Source organism: Streptomyces sp. NPDC033229 (assembly GCF_055576875.1).
Genome location: NZ_JBVIQR010000035.1, coordinates 47,334 through 68,422, shown reverse-complemented (window position 1 = coordinate 68,422; position 21,089 = coordinate 47,334). Strand labels below are relative to the sequence as shown.

Genomic DNA, 21,089 nt, shown 5'->3' with positions numbered 1-21,089 from the left:
GCTCATGTCTGATCTCTCCGTCGCCCCCCTGACGGTCAAATTCCCCCACCGGTCCCGACGGGGGGTCCTGCTCGGCCTGTCCCTGCCCCAGCTCGTCCTCGTCTCGTGCACCCTCGCGCTGCTGCTGATCACCGTGGTGAGCACCGGCCTGGTCGGCGCCGTCGTGCTCGCCCCGCTGTGGGTGACGAGCGCGTCCCTGGTCACCATCCGCCGAGGCGGCCGGTCGCTGATCGACTGGGCCCCGATAGTCACGCGCTACGCCCATCGCCGGCGTACCGGGCAGACGCTGTGGCTGGCCCGGCCGGTCTCCCGCCCCCGCCAGGACGGCCTGCTGCACCTGCCGGGCACCACCGCCTCGCTGCGGGTGGTCACCCCCGGCGACTCGGCGAACGGCGCCGCCGCAGTACACGACCCACACCACCAGACCCTGACCGCCGTCGCCCGCGTCTCCTCCCGCGCCTTCGCCCTGCTGGACCCCGCCACCCAGAACCACAACGTCGCCGCGTGGGGACGCGCCCTGGCCGGCATCGCCCGCACCGGCCACGTCGCCACCGTGCAGGTCCTGGAGCGCACCGTGCCCGACTCCGGCGACACCCTCGCCCGCCACTGGGCCCAGCAGGGCCGGCCCCAGACGCCCGTCGCCGGACAGGTGTATGCCGACCTCGTCGCCTCCGCGGGACCGGCCGCCGCCCCGCACGAGGCGTACCTGGCGATCTCGCTGGATATGAAGGCCGCCAAACGGCTGATCAGCCAGGCAGGCGGAGGATTGCCCGGGGCGTTCACAGTGATGGAGCAGACCACCGCCTCCGTCGCGCAGGCCGCCCGCAACGCCGGGCTGATGGTGACCGGCTGGCTCACCGCGCGCGAGATCGCCGCCGTCATCCGCACCGCCTACGACCCCAAGGCGCTCTCTGCCCTGCAGCAGTGGTCCGACACCGGACGGGCCGAAGCCGACCCGGCAGCCGCAGGCCCCGTGGTCCAGGTCGAGGAGTCCGACCGGGTGATCACCGACTCCGCCCGCCACGCCACCTACTGGATCGAGGACTGGCCCCGCACCGAAACCTCGCCGGGCTTCCTGCACGGGCTGATGTTCACCGCCGGCGTCCGCCGCAGCCTCTCCCTTATATACAAGCCCCAGGGGCTGGAGTCCGCCCTGCGCGACGTGCAGCGCAAGAAGGCCGCCATCATCGCCGACGCCAACGAGCGCGCCCGCCGCGGCCAGGTCGACAACGAAGCCGATTCCATCGAGTACGCCGACGTCAAGGTCCGCGAACGCCAGCTCATCGCCGGCCACGCCGACGTCGCCCTGACCGGCCTGCTCACCGTCAGCGCGGAAACCGACGCCCTCCTCGACGCCGCCTGCGCCCAGATCGAAACCGCCGCCGTCACCGCCCAAGTCGACCTGCGCCGACTGAACTACCAGCAACCCGACGCCCTGACCCTCGGCGCCCTGCCCCTGGCCCGCACCGCCCTGTAGCCCTACACCCACCCTGGGATGCGCTCGTGACAACAACCAGCCCCACTGACCTGATTGACAGGCTTCGGGAGCTTCTGGCCGACTACCAGGACCTTGCCGCCAAGCACAAGGAAGAGCTCGACCGCTACCGCGACTCCGACGGCAATGTAGTGGAAGACCGCTACGCCGAATACGACGAAGCCCGGTTCACCGCGGCCATCGAGTCCAGCGAGCACCTCGACACACTCGTCGACCAGCTCACCCGCCTTGTCGGGCCGCTGCCACCTCGCACCTTCACTCTCACCTACAGCGGGCTGGAAAGCATCGACGGGGAAAGCCCCTCGCAGTTCGCCGTTCTGGGCACCGACCTCAACTCCGCCCGCCATGCTCTCGAGCAGCTCCCCTCCTTCCAGGAGTGGCGCACGGACCAAATTCCGCACAACAGCCCGGGGGCTGCGCCGGTCGTCCAATTCCGTCCCGACCGGAGCCGCCCCGGCCTGCCGACACCTGATCCGTACATCGATCTTCGGTCCGAGCAGCAACGCCTTGCCGCAGCCCGCTCGCGGATCACGCCTCTGCCCGGATGCCCCTCGCCCACCCCGGTGAACGCCGCGCGTCACCGCCACCGCTGACCCCTTTCCCCACAGCAGCAAGGCCCCATGTCTTCCTCCCCCTCTGCAACCGCCGAGTCGCACCCTTATCTCCGCGCCGCCACCGCCGGCATCCGCCACCACACCCACACTGTGGCCCAAAGAGCCCCGGCCACGGCCGCCGACCGCGTCCAGCTCGACGTGCTGCACGCGCACCTCACCGCGCTGCACCAGCTGCTCGACCACCTCGCCGGCGCAACCCGGCCCCCGCTCCCGGCCGCAGGCCGGCACCTTGCCACGGCACACGCCCGGCTGTGGCAGGCCACCGCCGCCGTGCACGACGCCTTCCACCTCCTCCCCCCAGCACCCAACGGCACCGCAGGCCCCGAGTGCCGGCCCGAGCGACTGCCGGAAGGACCGCCGGTGCTGACCATCTGCCAGCGCCACCTCGGCGCCGGGCACGCCATCCGCCGCAGGACCACCCCTACCGATCTCAACACCCCGCTCCCCGGCCACACCGTCGAACACGCCGCATGAGCGGGCACCGCCGAATCGAGCACGACCGATGACCCACCGGCCCGCCCGCCGCGCCCGCCGCGCCTCGGCCTCTCCCCTGTTCACCCCGCACGGCACCGACCGCGCCGCCCGCAAAGCCGCCCGGCGCCAGCTCGCCGAGGCCGCTGCCAAGGCCCGCGCCGAAGCTGCCGCCCATCCGCACGGGCAGGAACCCACCGAGCAGGAAGCACCCGCTCCCCTCTACCCGCTCCGCGGAAGACCGGGGCCCGCCTCGGCCCGGGGCAACAGGCTCAAACTGCCCGCCCACCGGATGACCACCGCCACCGCGAGCGGCGCCTACCCCTTCCTCGCCGAAGGCGGCCTCGGCGCCGAGGGCATCTACATCGGCCGCGACGTCCACGCCGAAGCGAGTTTCTGTTTCGACCCGTTCGCCCTCTACGGCAAGATCGAAGGCTTCACCAATCCGAATGTGCTGTTGGCCGGCGTGATCGGGCAAGGCAAGAGCGCCCTGGCGAAGTCCTTCGCACTGCGGTCGGTCGCCTTCGGCTACCGCGTCTACGTCCCGTGCGACCCGAAGGGCGAGTGGACGCCCGTGGCGAACGCTCTCGGCGGCACCTCCATCGCCCTCGGGCCCGGCCTGCCGGGCAAGCTCAACCCCCTCGACGCCGCTCCCCGGCCGAACAGCGTCTCCGAGGCCGACTGGGCGAGCGAGATCCGCAAACGGCGCCTGCTGCTCCTCGGCTCGCTGGCCCGTACCGTCCTCGGACGGGACCTGATGCCGATGGAGCACACCGCGCTCGACGTCGCCCTCGACGCCGTCGTCCACCACGCCACCGCCACCGGACGCACCCCGCTGCTCGGCGACATCGCCGCCACCCTCAACAACCCCACCGCCCTCGATGTCGCCAGCGGCAGCATGTCCGGCCACCTCGGCGACGCCGCCCGCGACCTCGCCCACGCCCTGCGCCGCATGGTCCACGGCGACCTCGCCGGCATGTTCGACGCGCCCAGCACCGTAGGGTTCGACCCGAACTCACCCATGCTGACCATCGACCTCTCCCGCTTGGGCGGCTCCGGCGACGACACCGCCCTCGTCCTCGCCATGACCTGCGCCTCCGCCTGGATGGAATCCGCCCTCACCGACCCCAACGGCGGACGCCGGTGGATCGTCTACGACGAAGCCTGGCGCCTGATGCGACACCCCGGCCTCCTCCAGCGCATGCAGTCCCAGTGGAAACTCTCCCGCGGCCTGGGCATCGCCAACCTCATGGTCATCCACCGCCTGTCCGACCTGCTCACCGCCGGCGACGCCGGATCCCGCGGACGCGCCCTCGCCGAGGGCCTCCTGGCCGACTGCTCCACCCGCATCGTCTACCGGCAGGAAACCGACCAGCTCCACGCCGCAGCCGCCCTCCTCGGCCTCACCTCCGTCGAGACCGAAGCCATCGCTCACCTCAACCGAGGCCGCGGCCTGTGGAAGGTTGCTGGACGATCTTTCATCGTCCAGCACCTCCTCCACCCGCACGAAAGCCGGCTCTTCGACACCGACGCCCGCATGCACTGAGCACCGAATTCGCTGGGTGAACCGGCGGCTTGCTGACCACCGGCGACACATCACCGAGCCACCGCTCCGCGTCGCGCGCGCCGGCCTCGCTGCCCGCTGCTGCTCACCGATGCCGCGTCCTCCCCCAACTCATCCCGGAGGCCCCCTGGCCACGCGCCCTCTCATCGCCCGCCCCACTAGTACAGGATTCACCGGCGTCTACATCCACTGGGACGGCTACCCCAGCCACCACCTCCCCCTCCTCCTCGCCGCCTACCAGCACCGCTTCGCCGGCGACCTGGAGACCATGTCCCAGCACCTCATCGACAGCGTCTCCGTCGGCTGGTCCGAGCTGGGCACCGACCTCCTCGACGGTGCCCCCGACCCGCTGCGCCAAGCCCTGGCCGGGGGCGAGAGCCACCCCAGCAGCCAGCTGGACAACCTCATCACCCCCGACGGATCCCCGCCGCAGCGCATGACCGTCACCGAAGCCTCCACCGACGGTCTGAACTGGGGTACATCCTCCGCCCGCACGGCATCGAGGTCATCCCGCAGTACGAGGACCACGGACCCGTCGTGGACTGGAGGACCGACCCCCGCGCCCGGTTCAGCGACAGCTATGCCCTGTGGACACCCGGTGGCCCCGTACCGGCCACCATGCCCCCGCGCACCTCCCAGCCGCCGACACCCGTCAAGCCGATCACCACCACGAGCGTCGTCCGGATCTCTGTACGCCGCTGACTCGCCCCTGCCATACCCGCCACCTGGAGAACTTCCGACCCGTGTCCGAACGCCCCGAGATCACCGTCGTCATCGCCACCCAGCTGCGAGAAGACCGGCTCGAATACCTGGCCGCCATGCACGCCAGCCTCACCCGGCAGTCCGTCCCCTGGGAGGCCGTGATCGCGATCGACGGTGCCGACCCTGCTCGGCTGCCCGCATCTCTCGCCCGCGACCCGCGGGTGCGCACCCTGGCACTTCCGCACCCCGTCGGAGCCGCGTGCGCCCGCAACCTCGCCCTGAACGAAGTACGCACCCCGTACTGCAACTGGCCGATGACGACGATGAGTTCCACGGCACGGCGATGGCCGTCCGGCTGCGGGTGCTGAAGTCGGAAGAGGTGGGCTGGGTCGCCGGGTACAGCGAAGACCTCCACCCGGACGGGACGACCACCCTGTGGAACTGCCCGACGCCGCCCGGAAGGCACGGCGCTGGTGATGTCTGGACGTACTGGAAAGACCCGCAGGACACCATCCCCATCGGTCCGACGACGATCCTGGCTCGCATCAAGCTAATGCGCGCGGCGCCCATGGGCGGTCTCGTCCAGGGCGAGGACTACGTCGCGGCCGTCGGCGTCACCAGTCTTGCCCCCGGCATCCTCCTCCCCCTGCCGGTCTACCGGTACCGCAAACATGCAGGTTCCCTGTCAAGTCCTGCCTGTTGAGCGTCAGCCAAGTCGCCTGATCCTTCCCGCCCCGCTGCTTTCGCTCTGGAGTCCCACCCTGATGCACCCCCTCAACGAGCCTGCCGTTGCTGTGATCACTCCGACCGGCCTGCGGTCGAATCGACTGCCGTTTCTGAAAGAGCTTTATGAGAGCCTCCTTGCCCAGGAAGACGTGACCTGGGAGTGGATCGTCGCTCCCAACGGGCCGCAGGCCGACCCGGGCTTGCTCCCGCCGGCCATCGTCAAGGACCCGCGAGTGAGCGTGGTCGCACGGCCGGGTCCGGGCCCCGCGCCCGCGCGCAACACGGCCTTGAACTACGTACGAGCTCCCCGTGTTGCCTTCGCGGACGACGACGATCGGCTGCCCGCTTCGTCGCTGGCCATCCGCAACGAGCATGCGATCACCACGGGGCTGCATTGGGTCGCCGGTCGGTCGGCTGACTGGCACGCCGAGTCGGGGAGCCTCAGGACCTGGATGTGTCCTACCCCTGTGGGGCGCCACGAGGCCGGCGATGTCTGGGCGTTCTGGCCGGATCCGATGGCGAGCAAGCCGCCAATCGGCCACTGCATGTTGCTCACCGACACTCGCCTCGCGCGCGCGGTGGGTCACGGCGGCCTTCACAAGGGTGAGGATTACAAGTTCGCCCTCGGCGTGTGTGGCCGCAGTGCCGGTCTCATGCTCAGCGACGTTGTGTACCACCGGCGAGTTCATGATCAGCAGTGGAGCGCCGAGGACGCCTACCGGGACGAAGTCGAGTTCGATGCGCGACGTCACGCCTGGTTGCTGGGGCGCGCCGAACGTGAACTGCAGGCCGAGCAGGGCGGTGTAGGTTCCGCGATTTCGTGAGCAATTCCGCGTGATCATGAGCACCGTCGGAGCAATTCCGCGGTTGGGTGAGTAGTCGATCTCGAGACCTGCAGGTTCGTCGAGCCCGTGGGCTCGGTCCCTGGCTCCGCGACCGTCCTGGTGCTCATGATCGGCCGAAATGGGTAGTGCTCACGAAGCCCGGATTCCGGCGTTTCCGCAGGAACCAGTGCGCATGAACTCGCGGAACCTACAGGCGGTCTAGGTTCCGCATTCTCGCGAGCACTTCCGTCTGATCATGAGCACCGTTCGAGCATTTCCACGTGATCACGGGCAGCGGTAACGCGCAGTAGCTGTCAGCCGTCGCCCGTTAGCGATCTTCCGGTTTGGGCGGTGCGCCGACTCGGACTGGGTCTCGGTACATGAAGCGCCGTGACCCTGGGGATTGAATCTGTGCCCGTTCCTGTCCTGGGCCGCCGACGTCGGCGGCCGGGGCAGTGCCGGTGAGCGCGCTTCGGGAGGGTTCGTGATCGAGGACGGGGTAGCCGGAGTCGGGCAGCCGCAGCACCGAGCGGCTTCGGGGGATATGGCAGCGCTGGTGGTACGGGCTCAGGTCCGAGGTGGTGCTGAGCTGGCGGTTCAACGTGGTGAACCTGTCGCCCGCGGTGGTAGCGCATCACCCGGATCAGACATCTTCGACTGTCTGGAGAACCGTCCCAGTCCGAGTTGCCCTTCGCTGGCACCCTTCCAGGGCCACCGTCGTGTCCGAGGGCATCCTGTCTGTCGGGGAGCAGGGGAACCGCCGTGAGCGCGTGGACCGTCCTTACCTCGCGTGCCAGTTGGCTGGTGCTGTCGATAGGCAGTGGCGGCGCCGTGAGAGGAAGGACAGAGCATGTCAGGTGGGCGGAGAGCTGCGGTGACGGTTGCTGCCGTGTTGTTGATCGTCTCGACCCCGGCTTTCTGGCTGTTCGACGGGCCGGACACAGGGCAACTGGTGGGGGCCTCGGTGCAGGCCGCCACGGGCGTGGGTGCCTTGCTGTGGGCCTGGATCCAGCTGGCCGCCGGAGCACGGGATATCGCCGCGCGGACGGGACGGGCTGAGGCGAGCAGCGGCGGAAGGGCCCATACCGGCATTCGCCGTCGTCGCGCTGGCGGCAGCGGAGCGGCTCGTGTTCAGCAGAGCGGGGATGCGGTTGCCCGCGGGCAGGGAAGCAGTGCCGGTACCGGCATCGATTACACCGGATAGGGCTGCCATGACTGTGGGTGGACGGCGGGAGGGCCGATGAGACGGTTTCGGATGGGGCGTGCGTCGGGTGCCCGGGAGGGCACGGGCGAAGCGGTGCCGTCCGCCAGCGTCAGTGAGAGCGGTGATGCCCTCGCCGCGGGTGGTGGTGACGCGCTGAGCGGTTACCGCGGCCCGGAGCCGCAGTCCTCGGCGGGTGCAGGGGCCGTGCGGGTGGAACGGTCGGGCGACGCGATCGCCTCGGCCGCCCATGCGGTGGCCATCAGCGGTCACGTCAGCCAGGTGATGGTCTCCGCTCCGCCACCGCTCAGGCCATTGCACTGGCCCATCCGGTTGGGCTCGGTGCCGGTGCTTGCGTCCGCGTTCCAGGACCGATCTGCAGTGCGTGACCGGATCGACCGTGCCAGGGATGGTCATGCCACGGTGGTGCTGGCCCAGGTTCTGTCCGGCGGCGGGGGCGTGGGCAAGACCCAACTCGCCTCCGCCTACGCCCATCAGGCGTTGGCGAACGGCGTCGACCTGGTGGTGTGGGTCGACGCCAGTGACATCGAGCAGGTCATCGCACGCTATGCCCATGCCGCGCACGCCGTGGAGGCGGCTGCCGATCGTCTTCTCGGGAAGGGTGCCGAGTCCGACGCCGGGCTGTTCCTGCAGTGGCTGGCGACCACCCGGCACTCATGGCTGATCGTTCTCGACGATCTCACAGACCCGGAGGCGATGCAGGCGTGGTGGCCGCCCTCCTCCGCTTTCGGATGCGGCCGCGTCGTGGCAACGACCCGCCGCCACGAGGCGATACTGTCCGGCGGCGGCCGGGCCGTGGTGGACATCGGCACCTACAGCGCAGAGGAGGCCGAGGCCTATCTGCAGGACCGGCTCGGCTCGGCGCATGCGGACCATCTCCTGGACGAGCAAGCGGTCGTGCTGGCCGAGGCGCTGGGCTTCCTGCCGCTGGCGCTGTCGCACGCCGCCGCCTACATGGTCAACGAGGACGTTCCGTGTGCGCAGTATCTGCGCCGCTTCAACGACAGTGCCGCACGACTGGACCATCTCTTGCCGCGTGAGGCGGACACAGAGGGGTATGGGCGGCATGTGGCCGCAGCTCTCCTGCTTTCGTTGGATGTCGCACAGGCAAGCGAGCCCGTCGGCTTGGCCGTTCCGGTCATGCGTCTGGCCGCAGTCCTGGACCCGGCCGGACACCCCCGTTCGTTGTGGGCCAGTGACGCCGTCATCCGCTACCTCAGCACCCAGCGCGCCATACACACGGACGGTGCTCCCCCGGCAATCGGTCCCACTCAGGCCCAGGCAGCACTCCGGCTCCTGCACCGCTACGGCCTGCTCACCGATCACGCGCAGGCTGGCTTTCGGGCGGTGCGGCTGCACGCCCTGACTGCTCGCGCCGTGCGCGAGTGCACCCCTAATATCGCGGTGCCGGAAGTAGTGAAGACCGCTGCTGGCGCTTTGACAGAGGTGTGCGGCAAGGTCCCCTGGAACGACCACGAGACGACCGCCGCGCTGCTCACCAACATCGACAGCCTCGACGGATGCGCAGGGCATCTGCTGTGGCAGGTCGACGGTCACTACGTCCTGCGCTGGGCCGGGCGCAACATGGCCCTGGACACGGCCGTCCCCTATTGGCAGCGGCTGGTCGGCACCAGCGAACAGCAGTTGGGCCGGGCTCATCCCCTGACGCTCGTTGCTCGGCGCGATCTCGCCTTGGTCTGCTTCCTCAACCACTGTCACAAGGACGCCTTCGGCGTGCTGCAGGAAGACTTCCCCTACCAGGACAGCAGGCTGGACCTGGACCGTCCGGGGCCTTCCGCTGCTGCTCCGGAGCCCATCGACGTTGTTGCGTTGCTGGAGGACACTGTCGCCGTTCGTCTACGGCTGTTGGGCTGGGCGCACCCGGCGACCCTCGCTGGCCAGGTCAACCTCGCCCGCAGGCACTGGTCCCGGGGCGACAGGGCGGCGGCCGTCAGTGTGCTGGAGCGTTCTCTCGCCGGCTTCCAGGCGACGTTCGGCCCCCACCATCCGGCCACCCTCTCGGTGGCTCACCGGCTGCACAGCTGGCGAGGACTGTACAAGAGGCGCTGGTGGAGACTCACGCGCAGCCCGTCCGCGCAGGCCGAGGCTGCGGAAGCGGTCGACATGACGCGCTGACGTGGCAATGGCCGCTCGCGGTGCGACGGGGGAAGGGACCGAGGTCGGGTAGCACCCTGCGCGCCAACTAACCGGAACACCCCGGCCGAACCAGCCGGTGAACCGGCAACCGCAGCCATGACACGCCTGTGGGTGGCACAACATCCGGTGTCCCGCCCCACATCCCTATTGAGCGGGGTCCGGCAGCCCTGCGGCGGGCAGCAGCCCCGCCTCGATCTCTTCGCGGGGAAGACGGATGCCCAGATGCTCTCCCACCGCATGGAAGGCGCGGGGAAGCAGGTCGTCGCCCTGCCACACCACACCGGCCCTGCGCAGGGCCTCGTCCAGCGCGGCGGCCTTGCCCGTCGGATCGTGGCGCTCGGGGTAATCCAGCAGGCTCTCCTCGCCGATCCCCATGCTCCACACCTCTCCGCCGCCCGGTGAGTACAGCAGCTTGGGCGGGGAGACTGATGATGGTTCAGCGTCACGCACACCAGCTCCTCTCCCGGCCGGGGCATGGCGTCCTGAACCTCTTCGATCCAGGCCAGGTGCCACGTGGCGCACAAGAAGTCCTCCAGCAGGAAGGTCCATTCCCCGCTGGTACCGAACATGCATTGCCCGTCTTTGAAATCGCCCCCTGACCACTGCGCAGCGATGTCCTTGTACAGGATCCCTCGCTCCAGCACGTCCTGGTCTGCCCCCATCCGTACAAGGAAATCGACCGGATCCGTGCTGCGTACAGCGGTGAGCGAGATACTGCCGAGCATCCCGTCCACGGTTCCCCTGGCGTCATGGGCATGATGTCCGATCCACGCCAGACCGTGGTCCGTCTGCTCTTCGGTCATGTCCGACACCGTAGAACATCGCTACACCGGTGGCTGTACTGCCGGTCCCGCATACGCCGCCGCCTGCTTCGGACAGACGGCCACGCGGCGGCAGGTGCATGCGGGCGGCGCCCCGGATCGACAGTCGGCGGCTGGTAAACGGCTCGGATCCTGACGCCGGAGCGAGAGGCCGTCTGGTGCTCCCTGTGGCGGCTTTTGAAGCGCGGCCCTCATCCCGAAGGCGCTCCCCATCCTGCGTAGCCGGTGATCCCCGGTTAGCGAAACCGGGGATCACCAAGACGATGGATGTCTCACTCGTTGTCATCATCTCAACCGCAGAGGCATCAGCAATTGCTCACCACTCACCAAGACCGTTGAAGGTCACCGTGCCCGGATATCGGCGCTTCCGCAGGAGCCATTACTGAGGAGGTTCGGACAGGCACCAACGCGGCGTAAGGCCGAGCCGGACTTGCCCCCTTCGACTGTCAGGACCATATGTCTCCCCACCAACCCGCTGCCCAAATCACCCTCGCGTTCAGCCGCACCGCCGGCATCGTGGCCTTCGCCAGCGGCGAGCAATACGCCTGGACCCAAACCGCCCTCACAACGTCCGGCTTCCAGCGGCATGACAACGGCACCTACGCCCTTGCGCTGGCCGATCCGGAGGCCGCTCACGCCACGGTCACGGGGCTGGTCCGGTCGGCGCACCGGCACCAGGCCGTTGTGACCACCAGCAGCCGCCGCTACCTCGGTGATGTCGCCGACGACATTGCCATGCAGTTGCCCGATTCCTGGAGCGCGACGGTGGAGGTCTACAGCCACCCCGTGTGGCAGGAGGACCTCGTGCCGTTGGTGTGGGACGCCAGCGAACTCACCAATGCCGTGCAGAACGAACGGGTCCGGTACGCGGCCAGGCTGAGCAATGGAGCCGACATCGACCTGCTGTTCGCCGAACGGCCCGGCCACCGTCACGGATATGTGGTCGGCGCGTTGGCACCGGACGGCTTCGACGACAACTATGAGGAGCCGCACGCACCGCGTGCCGTGGTCGTTCCCGCCGCCTCGGGGCTGGCAGCCCGCGCGATCACCGACCGGTTTCTTCCCGCCTACCAGCAAGCTCTTCATGCGCGGCGCGTCACCACCGTGGCCGCCGCGCTCGCCAGCATCCGCGAGGAGCACGAGACCTGGCAGGCGATCACCGCATCCGGTCGCTACAGCGACGCCACCCCCATGGACCCCAGCCACCTGCCCGGCCTGGCGGCCAGGTTCGGCGACCACGCCTGGTACGGGTTCCGCGACATCCTGACCCACGCCTCGTCCCTGCTGGAGCGATGCCAGCCTGCCGACACCGCATGGCCCGAGGACGCAACAGCCCTCGACCGCCTGCGCGCCGCCCTGGAGCAGGGCGCCGCGGTTCTCACAGACTGGAACACCAGCCTGAAGGTCCTGCGGCAGACGCCCGCAGCGCTGCCAACCGAGACCTACACCGACGCCAAAACGCGACGGAACGCCCAGGCACGGCCGGTGATCGAAGCCTGGCTGGCTGACGGCGACGTGCTCATCCGCCAAGCCCGCGCCGCCACACCCAGCCCCCGCCCCACCCTGCGGGCGCTGGACCACGGCCTGGTTACCGCCCTCCCGGCCCGGACTGCGCCACCCAGCGTGGCCCCGCCGGCCGCTGACCCTCTGACAAATGGATTCGCCACTGTCCCAGCACCACTTCCACTTCGGCACCCATCCCGACCACGGCTACGTCGCCACGTTCTCCGCCACCATGCCCGCGCACCTGGCCGACTGGTTCCTGACCCGCGAGCAGTTCGAGCGAGTCCCCGGCGCCCCGGGCCTGTACCGCCTCACCAGCCCCGAGCAGGACGGCCAGCGGCGTACCCGCCAGGCCGTACAGGACCTGCGCAAGCACAGCTGCAGCGTGCAGGCCGACCTCCCCCTCGACCAGGCGGTCACACCCGCCCCGCCGCCGTTGGCCGTGCGCAACGGGCTGATGGAGCAACGTAATCGCATCGCACAGGCGGCCGTCGCTCGCTCACCGCAACAGGGGCCGGCACTCACCACATTGCGCGGCACCAGGCCGATCACACTGCGGCCGGCTGTGCCGACCGTCGGCGCTGCGCAGTCCGGCGGGCCCGGGCGGAGCCGATGAACACGAGCAGCGAACCGATCCGCATCACCCGGGGCGGGGGTGGCGAGGTCGATGTCGAAGGCACGATCGACGCCTTCGCCGCCCAGATCCTGAACCGGGCCGGATTCCTCACCTTCCCCACTCTGCGCGGCTCGTGGATCCGGCTGCCCTTCGACATGGGCACCACGTGGGAGAACGAACACGCCAGTTGGGCAGCCGACATGCTCACCACCGCCCGCTACTCAGTCCACCTGGACCCCGACCTGCGCAGCACCCCGCCCACCACACCACCACCGGCGCCACGCCGTACGAAGGCGGCAATGACCGCGCACCCTGCACCCCCGCCTGCCCTGCGGCGTCCCCGCCGCTGACCCGCGAACCGGAGCTACTCCTGACCTCCTCCGCCGAGATCATCCTCCACCTCCGACCACCCGACGGGATCGTCGCCCTATCTAGGGGAGTCGGCCACCTCTGGGCCGATACCGCCCTGAACCTCGCAGGCTTCACACAAGACGACGACGGACTCCACTTTCTGCCTCTCAACGACCCCGTCAGGGCGCGAGAAGCCCTCACCCACCTCAACCAGGCCGCCCGCGACTGCAAGGTAAGCGTCACCACCAGCAGCAGCCCTTACCTCGGCGACATCGCCCACGCTATCGCCGCACAGCTACCCGGCCGCTGGGAGGCGACCATCGAGAAGCTTCCGGAGCAGCGGCATCAGGAAGCCATGTTGCTGTGGCTGTGGGACGACGATCTACTGCCTCCCGCCATGAAGAGATCTCGCGTACCTGTCTGCGCGATCCTCCGCGACGGCAGAGGGACCGACCTCCTGTTGATCGAACGCCCCTCGGACGGGCGGTACCTCGTTGGCGCCCTGGTCCCCAGCCCCGACAGCGTCAACGCGACGGCCTCGCCTCCGCGCACCGTTTCCGCGCCCAACGCCCTTGTAGCGGCGGGCGCGGTGAGGACCCAGCTCCTGCCTGTGTACGAACGCGCCGTCCTGCTCTCGCGACTCAGTGAGGCCGAGGAGGACCTGCGATGGGCGCACGAGACGTACGAACCCGGCGGCGTGCGCACTCCGTACCCCGTAGACCTGGATGCTGCACTGGACCGATTCTGCGCCCACGCACCGGAGTTTGTCACCGCCCTCCGTCGGCAGAGTGGCAGGCCGCTGACCGCGCAGGAAAATGCGTTCCTCGACCACTTCGAGGGCGGTCTCCAAGCAGCGCGTCAGGACGACGGAGGCACTGCGCACGGCGCGGACGGCGCAGCGCCCTCGGCCGATCCGATGGCGTTGTGGCTCACCGAAGGCGAACAACTGCTGGAAATGATCCGCACCGCCACCACGCCTCCCTCCTCGGCCTCCACTTCCAGCCGCAGCCAGGGTGCCGTACGGACGTCTCTGCCGCCCCAGCCCCCGCCCCCGGCTGCCACCTCCGGGCTGCGCCGCTGACTCGCGTCCCAACCGCACCCGAGGGCCCAACCCCTTGATCCACCCGCCCGCACCGTAGGCGTGCCGTCGCCCCACCACGGAAGGCCCCTCGCGTTGACCACGACCGACCACCCGACCGCGCCGCCCGGTTCCCGCCCGGTGTTGGCCTACCCGCACGTCGCCCGACTCCTGCTGGGCACCCTGATCGGGCGGCTGCCCAATGGCATGGCGCCGGTCGCCATCCTCCTGCTGGTCACCGACCAGGGCGGAGCCCTGTCGCTGGGCGGTTCGCTGTGCGCCCTTTACGGTCTGGCGTCCGCCGGGGGACAGCCGCTTCTCGGCCGGATGGTCGACCGGCGCGGCCAGACCCTTGTCACCTCGGCAGCAGTGATCGTCACCACCGTGTGTCTCATGCTGCTGCCCGTGGTCGACGCCGCAGCGCGGCCGGGCGTCGCGGCGGGTCTGGTCGCGGTGGCCGGGTTGAGCACTCCGCCGTTGGAGGCCGGTCTGCGGGCGCTGTGGCCGCAGGTGTTGCCCGATCCGCAACAGCAGCGGGCCGCCCTGGCTCTGGACACCGGCACCCAAGGGTTGATCTACGTCGCGGGGCCCCCGCTGGTGGCTGCCCTTGTCGCCGCCACCGGCCCGGGCACCGCGATGACCGCGAGCGCCTTCCTCGGGCTGCTTGGTGCGGCCGTCGTGCTGACCGCGTCGCCGTCCCGGACGTGGATGCCCACATCCGTCGGCGGGTCGGGCGGGTTGGGGCCGCTGCGGCACCGTGGACTGCTCCTGCTCTTCGTCGCGCTGACCGGCGTCGGCTTCGCCCTGGGTGCCATGAACGTGTGGGCCGTGGCGATGGCCGACCGGCACGGGATGAGCCTGCTGTCCGGGCTGATCCCCGCGGCGCTGTCGACCGGAAGCCTGCTCGGCGGGCTTCTCTACGGGCGGCGGACCTGGCCGGGGACGGTCACCACCCAGCTCACCGTCGCCGCTGCGGCGTTCGCGGCCGGGTGGCTGCCGCTGATGACCAGTCCCGGGCCGATCCCGGCGATGGTGTTCACCGCGCTGCCGGGCCTGTTCCTTACCGCGTTGATCACCAGCTCCTTCCTGACCGTCGACCGGCTCGCCCCGGCCTGCGCCACGACCGAGGCGTACGCGTGGCTGATCGCCTCCGTCGGCGTCGGGCAGGCTGCCGGGACCGCCCTGGCCGGCGCCACGGCCACCCATCCGTTCACCGGATCGGCGCTCCCGGCGGCGGGCGCCCTCACCTGCCTCGCTGTGCTCGTCGCCGCCCACCGCCGGATCGCCCTTGCAAGCGCGATCCAACGACGAGGCCGGCACCGCCGGATTCCCGCTCACGCCGCCCGTCCCTGACCCCTTTCCACTTCAAGGAGATTCACCCATGGCTGTCCGTACGACCTGGACCATTGCCCACAGTTGTGGCCACAGCGTGGAGCATGACCTGTCGAACCGCCCGGCCGACAAGCGCGCCGGCTTCGCCCGCTGGCTCGCCGGCAAGGACTGCACCGACTGCTGGAAGGCCGCCCGAGACGGCGACGGCGCCGGCAAGGAGGAATGGCTCGCCACCAAGCGTGCCGAGGAACAGCAGGCCGCCACCGCGTGGGCCGACCAGTTCCAGATGCCGCCGCTCGAAGGCCCCGACAAGGCCCTGGACTGGGGCGAGCGCTCCCGCCACCAGCTGGTGACCGCCGCCTACACCGCTCTGGTCACCGAAGGAACGTGGGATGAGGCGGACTGGGCGGAGCTGGAGGAGAAGGTCCGCGCCGTCACGCGCGCGGGGTGGTGGATCGACCAGCGGGACGCCGAGGCGGCGGACCTGCCGGAACTTCTGGAAGCGGCCACCGACGACGACCGCGGCACGGAGAACCCGTTCCGGTAGGAGCACGGGCGTATACCCGAGGATCCCCGGTTAGCGAAACCGGGGATCCTCCGGACCATTGATCCTCCCACCGCCACCCCGTGCCGCCCGTGGAAGGATGCTTCCGAAGTGCCTGACGCCCCCGCGCCCCGCCCGCCACATATCCCCGCCATCTGGGCACCGGTCCCCGACCGCCTCACCCCCCAGCGCGACATCACCCACGCGCACTTCCGCTTCGGTGAACAGGTCGTCATCGTCAAGGGTGTCGCCGACGGCGAGCTGTGGGGCGACGCCATGACGGTCGTCACTCCCTCGTGGCACACCCCGACCGACGAGGACGGCTGGCGACTGCGTGACCCCAACGGCGGCGAGCGCACCTACATCACCGCCCACCCCCGCTACATGATCCACCTGTCCCGGCGCTGTGCCGACTGCCTGATCCACCATCGCGCCCTGAAGGAACTCCTGCTGCCCGTGTACGGCGCGGCGACCGGCATCGTCGACTGCGGCTGGTACAGCGTGACCACCCTGAACCAGCTGGTGCACGTCGATGACGCCCGGAACGGCCGATGACCGCCACCACAACGGCCCCCGAACGCACCGCCGTTCTCCAGCAAGTTCGCGCCGCGGCAGCCTCCGCCGTCGCTTCCGGGGACACCTGGCCGGACGTCCTCGCGTGGCTTCTCAGCGACATCGAGGCAACTTGGCAGGAATCGGCCGAGGTCTGCGCCGACATCGCCTGGCAGGCCCGCGCTACGGCCACGAGCGTCCTGCTCGCGCTGCGCGCCGAGCACATCACCGACCCGGTCTCCGATCTGGTGATCGCGCGGGCGCACCGGCACCTGTACCTTGACGGCCTGCGCTACGACTTCCGCTGCCCCAGCATCGAGGCGCTCTTCGACCGCATGCCGCCGGCGGTCGTGCACCAGCTGGACGCCTACAGCCGCGCCCTGTGGGCCTTCGCCCTCCTGGGTCAGTCCCGCACGGACGGCCTCGCGCTGATGGACCAGGTACTCGAGGACGCCGGCGACCACCCGAAGGTCCTGCAGGTTCTGCTGCACGGGCTGTGGCTGGGGCACCGCCTGCCCGGCCGCGAGGAGCGCATGCTCCAACTGCTGGCCCGGCCGCCGTTCGCGGACCGTACGGACCCGGTTGCTCTCTTCCGGGAGGCCGCGGCCCTGCGCGGGCTGGGTAACTACCGCAAGGCGCTGGACGTCATCGACCGGGCACTGGACCTGCTGCCACCCGGCGACCCGACCGTGCACGCCGACTTCGTCCGTGAACGCTCTCTGATCGCCGCAGCAGATGACTGGGCCCGCCTGGCCCGGCCGTCCGACACCCCGGCCCAGCGGTGATCGCGCGCGTTACCGGCTCATTCCGGTCCTTCACCGAAGCTCTGTGCGACGTCACCGGCCACACCCGGGCCTTGGACGAGGAGCTCACCGGCGAGACGGTCCTCGCCCACTCCCCTGGCCTCGCCGTCACCGATCGCGAGAGCCCGGCCCGAGCGGCAGGGCCGTGGCGGAGCACCTCTCGGCCCCCGCCCGCCGAGACGGTTACAGCCCGCACGAGGAACGGCCGTTCGTCTTCCACCTCGCCGTGCGCCTTCATCCAGATGAGCGCACCTTGACGAGGACGGAGTGGTCGCAGGTCGCCCACCGGCTCGCCCGGACCACCGGCATTGCGCCGCCAGGAGACGAACAGGCGTGCCGCTGGATCGCCCTCCAAGCCCGGCCCGGCCGTCTCCACCTGCTGGCCAACCTCATCCGAGAAGACGGCAGCCGCGCCCGCCAGCCACGACCACTGCACACGCACCTAGCGTCCGAGTGCCGCCGCATCGCCTCCGACCTCCAGCTCCGTACCGCCGGAAGTATCCCGAGCGCATCCAGTGCGTCCGCGGTCGCCGGCGCGGCAGCGGCACAGGCAGAGTTCCTGCACCGGCTCGCCGAGGAGAGCGACGGTCCTCTGGCCACCGTCCGCCGGCAGATCGAACAGGCGGCCTACCGCGTCGCCGGCCTACCCGACGGTCAGGGCGGCGATGCCGGACGGCGCCTGGAGTGGGTCGCCCGCCGCCTGTACGCCCTGCAGGAAGACCTGAAGGACACCGCCATCGGCCTGGGCTCCAGCGCCCAGTGCCTGCCCTCCGTCGTCTCTCCGGTTCCTGTGGCACCCTCCGCCGTCCCGGTCCGCCTTCCCGATGACCGCGCCACTCCAGAAAGATCCCGTTCTTGGCTCTTGCCGACCTATTGCTCACGCTGCGGCGCGATGTGCGCTCCGGCGAAGTCCTCGCCCGCGGCGGCGATGTGGAAGCGCACAGCATTCTCCAGCGCAGCGGGTTCGTGCCCGTCGTCCGCCTGCGTGAGGACTACCACCGCCTGCCCAAGGGCCTCGACGCGAGCGAGGAGACCCGCCTTGCCACCCGGGCCGTGGCCCGGCTGCGGGCCGTCGGCTTCCACGTCGACTGCGACCCGGCGTTCGACACCGAGCGCCGCGAGCCGCACTACCTCAGCCTCGGCGCGCAGGTCGCAGCCATCGCCGACCGCATCCGCACAGCGGAAACCACCGAGGACGCCGCCGACGCCCTGACGGAACTGACCGCCGCCCACGATGGCATCCTCGACGCGCTGCACGACGTCCTCATCGCCACCGCCGACTTCTACCAGGACCTCGGCCAGGGCCCCGATCCGTACTACGCCAAGCGTCTGCGCTTCCTCGCCGACAAGCGCCTGGGCGCCATCGCCTCCGACCTGCGCGGGCTGCGCAACGACCTCGCCGACCGGCACGCGCCCCACCCGCAGCGCACCACCTGCGCCGGTGACATCCCCGCTACGGAGCGGGAGGCGTCCGCCGTGTGCGCCTGCCCTCCCCCGCCGCCCTGCGTCGCCTCCGCACCCGCCGCCGCGGCCGGCGGACGCCGCCGCTGAACACCCCCACCTACTGTCCCTGAGGAGAACATGCCCGACCCCGCAGACATGCACGACCTCGAGTCGTTCGCCCAAGTCCTCGCCGGCGAGCTGCCCGGCCGCTGGACCAGCGACTACCACCGTCATGCCGAGTTCGCCGACCAGTTCTCGGTCGCCGAGGACGTGTGGGACATGGACCTCGTCTCCGGCGCCGTCGCCGAGTACGTCCTCGGCCACGACGCCGTCCTCACCCGCGACGACGGGGCCCGCCTCTACGTGACCGGCCGTCCCTGCCAGCCGGAGGAGTACCTGGTCGGCGCGATGGCTCCCTCCAGCTTCGAGCCGGATGCGTTCCGAGGTGTCCGTGAGCCGGATGGTATCGCCGTCGCCGCCGACCCCTTCCGCGCGGCACACGAGGTCGCCTCCGACTTGCTTCCGCGCTACGACAAGGCCGTCGCCCAGGTCCAGCACAACGCCGCCCACCCCCGGCCGCCGGCCCCCGCTCCGGCCCCGGAGCCGGAGCGCGTGGTGATGACCTGGTTCGGCGACGGCATGCTGGCCGCCAAGCCCGAGAGCCCGCAGGCCGCCACGGTCCTACACGAGGCCGGCTTCGTCTACGACCCGCGCGAGCAGGCGTTCGTCCTCTCCGGCGACGACACCGCCCTGCAGGCGCAGGCCGTGCGCGCCGCCGGGGCGCAGCTGGCCGCTCATGGCATCGGCGTCATCCTGCGCCACCCGCCCAGCCGGCCCACGCTGGAGACCACGGCCGTCCCGCCCGCGCACGGGCACATCAAGTCGGCACGAGCCCGATGACCGCCGTCGACGACCAGGAGCCGCGGTTCTCCGCCCTGGATTACGTCACCATCACCAGGGATCCGCGCACCCAGCTCGCCGTCGCTATGGGCGGCGACAACCAGGCGGCCGGCATCCTGCAGACCACGGGCGGCTTCATCCCAGCCTGGGGGCCACGCGGCACCTACCACCGGCAGCCACACACGCTGCCTGTCGAACAGCAGCGCCAAGGCGCGACCGCTGCCGCCCACGCCCTGCTCCTGGCCGGACTCAGCGTCTACCTCGATCCGACGCTCAACACGCTCAGCAGCCCTGACGGCGACCGGCAAGCCGCCCACCGCTACCTCGACCAGCTCGCCGACCGCGCGCACACGGCCGCCGACGATCGCGAGGTCGCGAGAGTGCTGACGGAGATCGTCGCTCCCCACCAAGGACTGCTCCCGCGCCTGGTACAGACACTCGTCGCTACCTGGTCCCCCTGGACCAAGCGCCTCACCGCGGCAGGCATCGAACCAGTCCTACCGGAGAAGCTGATGGTCACCGTCAGCCACTTGTCCGACCACGTCCGGCAGATCGAAATGATCCGTGACCAGGCGGCGACCCAGCCCGCCCCGCGCCCCGAGATCTCCCCCATGCCTCCGCCTCCGCCCGATCAACGACCGCCCGCCAAGGGCCGATGAAGTCCCCGCCGACAGGAGGACCACCGCTTGGGAAGCCGAGCTGACCAGACCGGCAACGACGTCGAGATCTACCGCCGCCCCTTCGACGACACCATCTACTTCGATACAGGCAAGAGGCCGAGCGAGAAGCTCCTCGCCACGCTGGACCGCCTCGGACTCGAGCGCCATGGGGAAGCGATCTACGTCTGGCACGAAGTCCCCCAACAGCTCTCCGAAGACGAGCGGAAGAAGCTTGCCACCCGCGCCATCCCCACCCTGCTCCTGGCCGGTTACAGCGTCGATATCCACCCCGATCTCTTCGAGGAAGTCACCTACCGCGAGGCAGTAGCTGAGGTCAGGGCCAAGCAAGCGGCAGCCCTCACCACCGCTGCCCCGGCTCCACGAAGTGCGCCACGAGCGCAACGCGCCGCCCGCCGTAACGCCTGAACGCCTGCGCTGCCCCGGCCGCGCCTGGCCGGGGGGCGGCGCCCCACCACCCACGTCAAGGATCACCAGTAATCCCCGCGCCCGACCGCACCCCGCCCCCGATGACCGCCACACGCCGGCCCCGCCTGGCCGTCTTCCTCTTCCGCCGCTACCTACACGCCTGCACCATCGGCAGCCACGAGCGGACCACCCCGCTCGCCACCGGCCCGTACGCGGCCCTCGACGAATCCCGCCGCCGCGGTCAGCAGCCCTGACCCCCGCCCTGCCCCCTTTCGTCCAGGAGGAC

Annotated in this window: 22 protein-coding genes and 1 pseudogene; 21 read left to right on the top strand and 2 right to left on the bottom strand. The window is 70.3% G+C overall.

All coding sequences use genetic code 11. The features are described 5' to 3' along the window. The first annotated feature begins 4 nt into the window (after window positions 1-4). From ACZ53N_RS26985 to ACZ53N_RS26945, 9 genes and pseudogenes are all read left to right on the top strand, one after another. Complete coding sequence (locus tag ACZ53N_RS26985; protein WP_469143391.1) at window positions 5-1,477, top strand: SCO6880 family protein; 1,473 nt, start codon at window positions 5-7, stop codon at window positions 1,475-1,477. Window positions 1,478-1,503: 26 nt separating this feature from the next. Continuing rightward, window positions 1,504-2,088, top strand: a complete 585-nt coding sequence (locus ACZ53N_RS26980; protein ID WP_469143390.1) for a hypothetical protein — start codon at window positions 1,504-1,506, stop codon at window positions 2,086-2,088. A 27-nt stretch (window positions 2,089-2,115) separates the two neighbouring features. Next, window positions 2,116-2,583 carry a DUF6238 family protein gene (locus ACZ53N_RS26975; RefSeq protein WP_469143389.1) on the top strand — a complete coding sequence of 156 codons (468 nt, stop codon included), beginning with the start codon at window positions 2,116-2,118 and terminating at the stop codon, window positions 2,581-2,583. A 28-nt stretch (window positions 2,584-2,611) separates the two neighbouring features. Continuing rightward, on the top strand, window positions 2,612-4,126 hold the full coding sequence (locus ACZ53N_RS26970; RefSeq protein ID WP_469143388.1) for an ATP-binding protein: 1,515 nt from the start codon (window positions 2,612-2,614) through the stop codon (window positions 4,124-4,126). A gap of 555 nt (window positions 4,127-4,681) precedes the next feature. Then, window positions 4,682-4,846 carry a hypothetical protein gene (locus tag ACZ53N_RS26965; RefSeq protein ID WP_469143387.1) on the top strand — a complete coding sequence of 55 codons (165 nt, stop codon included), beginning with the start codon at window positions 4,682-4,684 and terminating at the stop codon, window positions 4,844-4,846. 116 nt (window positions 4,847-4,962) lie between these two features. Continuing rightward, window positions 4,963-5,537: pseudogene (locus tag ACZ53N_RS26960) on the top strand (glycosyltransferase family 2 protein); the annotation flags it as partial. A gap of 73 nt (window positions 5,538-5,610) precedes the next feature. Next, window positions 5,611-6,396, top strand: coding sequence for a glycosyltransferase family 2 protein (locus tag ACZ53N_RS26955; protein ID WP_469143386.1), 786 nt, complete (start codon window positions 5,611-5,613; stop codon window positions 6,394-6,396). 874 nt (window positions 6,397-7,270) lie between these two features. Next, window positions 7,271-7,600 carry a hypothetical protein gene (locus tag ACZ53N_RS26950; protein ID WP_469143385.1) on the top strand — a complete coding sequence of 110 codons (330 nt, stop codon included), beginning with the start codon at window positions 7,271-7,273 and terminating at the stop codon, window positions 7,598-7,600. 204 nt (window positions 7,601-7,804) lie between these two features. Further along, window positions 7,805-9,754 (top strand): tetratricopeptide repeat protein, encoded by a 1,950-nt coding sequence (locus tag ACZ53N_RS26945; protein ID WP_469143384.1) that lies wholly within the window; start codon window positions 7,805-7,807, stop codon window positions 9,752-9,754. A 165-nt stretch (window positions 9,755-9,919) separates the two neighbouring features. Here ACZ53N_RS26945 and ACZ53N_RS26940 read toward each other — a convergent pair whose 3' ends face one another. Together ACZ53N_RS26940 and ACZ53N_RS26935 are read right to left on the bottom strand one after the other, a co-directional pair. After that, window positions 9,920-10,225, bottom strand: coding sequence for a hypothetical protein (locus tag ACZ53N_RS26940; RefSeq protein ID WP_469143383.1), 306 nt, complete (start codon window positions 10,223-10,225; stop codon window positions 9,920-9,922). A 713-nt stretch (window positions 10,226-10,938) separates the two neighbouring features. Then, complete coding sequence (locus ACZ53N_RS26935) at window positions 10,939-11,682, bottom strand: hypothetical protein (protein ID WP_469143382.1); 744 nt, start codon at window positions 11,680-11,682, stop codon at window positions 10,939-10,941. A gap of 568 nt (window positions 11,683-12,250) precedes the next feature. Here ACZ53N_RS26935 and ACZ53N_RS26930 point away from each other — a divergent pair. The 12 genes from ACZ53N_RS26930 (at window position 12,251) to ACZ53N_RS26875 (ending at window position 21,057) form a co-directional block, all read left to right on the top strand. Next, window positions 12,251-12,715 carry a hypothetical protein gene (locus ACZ53N_RS26930; protein ID WP_469143381.1) on the top strand — a complete coding sequence of 155 codons (465 nt, stop codon included), beginning with the start codon at window positions 12,251-12,253 and terminating at the stop codon, window positions 12,713-12,715. Then, window positions 12,712-13,065, top strand: coding sequence for a hypothetical protein (locus ACZ53N_RS26925; protein ID WP_469143380.1), 354 nt, complete (start codon window positions 12,712-12,714; stop codon window positions 13,063-13,065). The genes ACZ53N_RS26930 and ACZ53N_RS26925 overlap by 4 nt, the downstream gene beginning before the upstream one ends. Before the next feature lie 398 nt (window positions 13,066-13,463). Next, entirely contained in the window at window positions 13,464-14,147 is a 684-nt protein-coding gene (locus ACZ53N_RS26920; protein WP_469143379.1) for a hypothetical protein, read from the top strand. 93 nt (window positions 14,148-14,240) lie between these two features. Next, on the top strand, window positions 14,241-15,497 hold the full coding sequence (locus ACZ53N_RS26915; RefSeq protein WP_469143378.1) for an MFS transporter: 1,257 nt from the start codon (window positions 14,241-14,243) through the stop codon (window positions 15,495-15,497). 28 nt (window positions 15,498-15,525) lie between these two features. After that, entirely contained in the window at window positions 15,526-16,023 is a 498-nt protein-coding gene (locus ACZ53N_RS26910; protein WP_469143377.1) for a hypothetical protein, read from the top strand. Between the two features lie 108 nt (window positions 16,024-16,131). Further along, a complete protein-coding gene (locus ACZ53N_RS26905; RefSeq protein ID WP_469143376.1) occupies window positions 16,132-16,575 on the top strand; it encodes a hypothetical protein in 444 nt (147 codons plus the stop codon). Then, window positions 16,572-17,357, top strand: coding sequence for a hypothetical protein (locus ACZ53N_RS26900; RefSeq protein ID WP_469143375.1), 786 nt, complete (start codon window positions 16,572-16,574; stop codon window positions 17,355-17,357). The genes ACZ53N_RS26905 and ACZ53N_RS26900 overlap by 4 nt, the downstream gene beginning before the upstream one ends. A gap of 873 nt (window positions 17,358-18,230) precedes the next feature. After that, window positions 18,231-18,926, top strand: coding sequence for a hypothetical protein (locus ACZ53N_RS26895; RefSeq protein WP_469143374.1), 696 nt, complete (start codon window positions 18,231-18,233; stop codon window positions 18,924-18,926). Between the two features lie 30 nt (window positions 18,927-18,956). Beyond that, window positions 18,957-19,718, top strand: coding sequence for a hypothetical protein (locus ACZ53N_RS26890; protein WP_469143373.1), 762 nt, complete (start codon window positions 18,957-18,959; stop codon window positions 19,716-19,718). Then, the gene (locus ACZ53N_RS26885) at window positions 19,715-20,377 is read left to right on the top strand and encodes a hypothetical protein (protein WP_469143372.1); all 663 of its coding nucleotides are present in this window, start codon (window positions 19,715-19,717) and stop codon (window positions 20,375-20,377) included. Before ACZ53N_RS26890 ends, ACZ53N_RS26885 begins: the two co-directional genes overlap by 4 nt. 27 nt (window positions 20,378-20,404) lie before the next feature. Next, a complete protein-coding gene (locus ACZ53N_RS26880) occupies window positions 20,405-20,803 on the top strand; it encodes a hypothetical protein (RefSeq protein WP_469143371.1) in 399 nt (132 codons plus the stop codon). A 101-nt stretch (window positions 20,804-20,904) separates the two neighbouring features. Then, window positions 20,905-21,057: a hypothetical protein gene (locus tag ACZ53N_RS26875; protein ID WP_469143370.1), complete on the top strand. Its 153-nt coding sequence runs from the start codon at window positions 20,905-20,907 to the stop codon at window positions 21,055-21,057. Window positions 21,058-21,089: the final 32 nt, after the last annotated feature.

Coding starts and splice junctions, on each gene's coding strand:
- ACZ53N_RS26985 (WP_469143391.1), top strand. CDS start 5: ATGTCTGATCTCTCCGTCGCCCCCCTGACGGTCAAATTCCCCCACCGG.
- ACZ53N_RS26975 (WP_469143389.1), top strand. CDS start 2,116: ATGTCTTCCTCCCCCTCTGCAACCGCCGAGTCGCACCCTTATCTCCGC.
- ACZ53N_RS26970 (WP_469143388.1), top strand. CDS start 2,612: ATGACCCACCGGCCCGCCCGCCGCGCCCGCCGCGCCTCGGCCTCTCCC.
- ACZ53N_RS26955 (WP_469143386.1), top strand. CDS start 5,611: ATGCACCCCCTCAACGAGCCTGCCGTTGCTGTGATCACTCCGACCGGC.
- ACZ53N_RS26935 (WP_469143382.1), bottom strand. CDS start 11,682: ATGAAGAGCTTGCTGGTAGGCGGGAAGAAACCGGTCGGTGATCGCGCG.
- ACZ53N_RS26930 (WP_469143381.1), top strand. CDS start 12,251: ATGGATTCGCCACTGTCCCAGCACCACTTCCACTTCGGCACCCATCCC.
- ACZ53N_RS26925 (WP_469143380.1), top strand. CDS start 12,712: ATGAACACGAGCAGCGAACCGATCCGCATCACCCGGGGCGGGGGTGGC.
- ACZ53N_RS26920 (WP_469143379.1), top strand. CDS start 13,464: ATGAAGAGATCTCGCGTACCTGTCTGCGCGATCCTCCGCGACGGCAGA.
- ACZ53N_RS26910 (WP_469143377.1), top strand. CDS start 15,526: ATGGCTGTCCGTACGACCTGGACCATTGCCCACAGTTGTGGCCACAGC.
- ACZ53N_RS26900 (WP_469143375.1), top strand. CDS start 16,572: ATGACCGCCACCACAACGGCCCCCGAACGCACCGCCGTTCTCCAGCAA.
- ACZ53N_RS26890 (WP_469143373.1), top strand. CDS start 18,957: ATGCCCGACCCCGCAGACATGCACGACCTCGAGTCGTTCGCCCAAGTC.
- ACZ53N_RS26885 (WP_469143372.1), top strand. CDS start 19,715: ATGACCGCCGTCGACGACCAGGAGCCGCGGTTCTCCGCCCTGGATTAC.
- ACZ53N_RS26875 (WP_469143370.1), top strand. CDS start 20,905: ATGACCGCCACACGCCGGCCCCGCCTGGCCGTCTTCCTCTTCCGCCGC.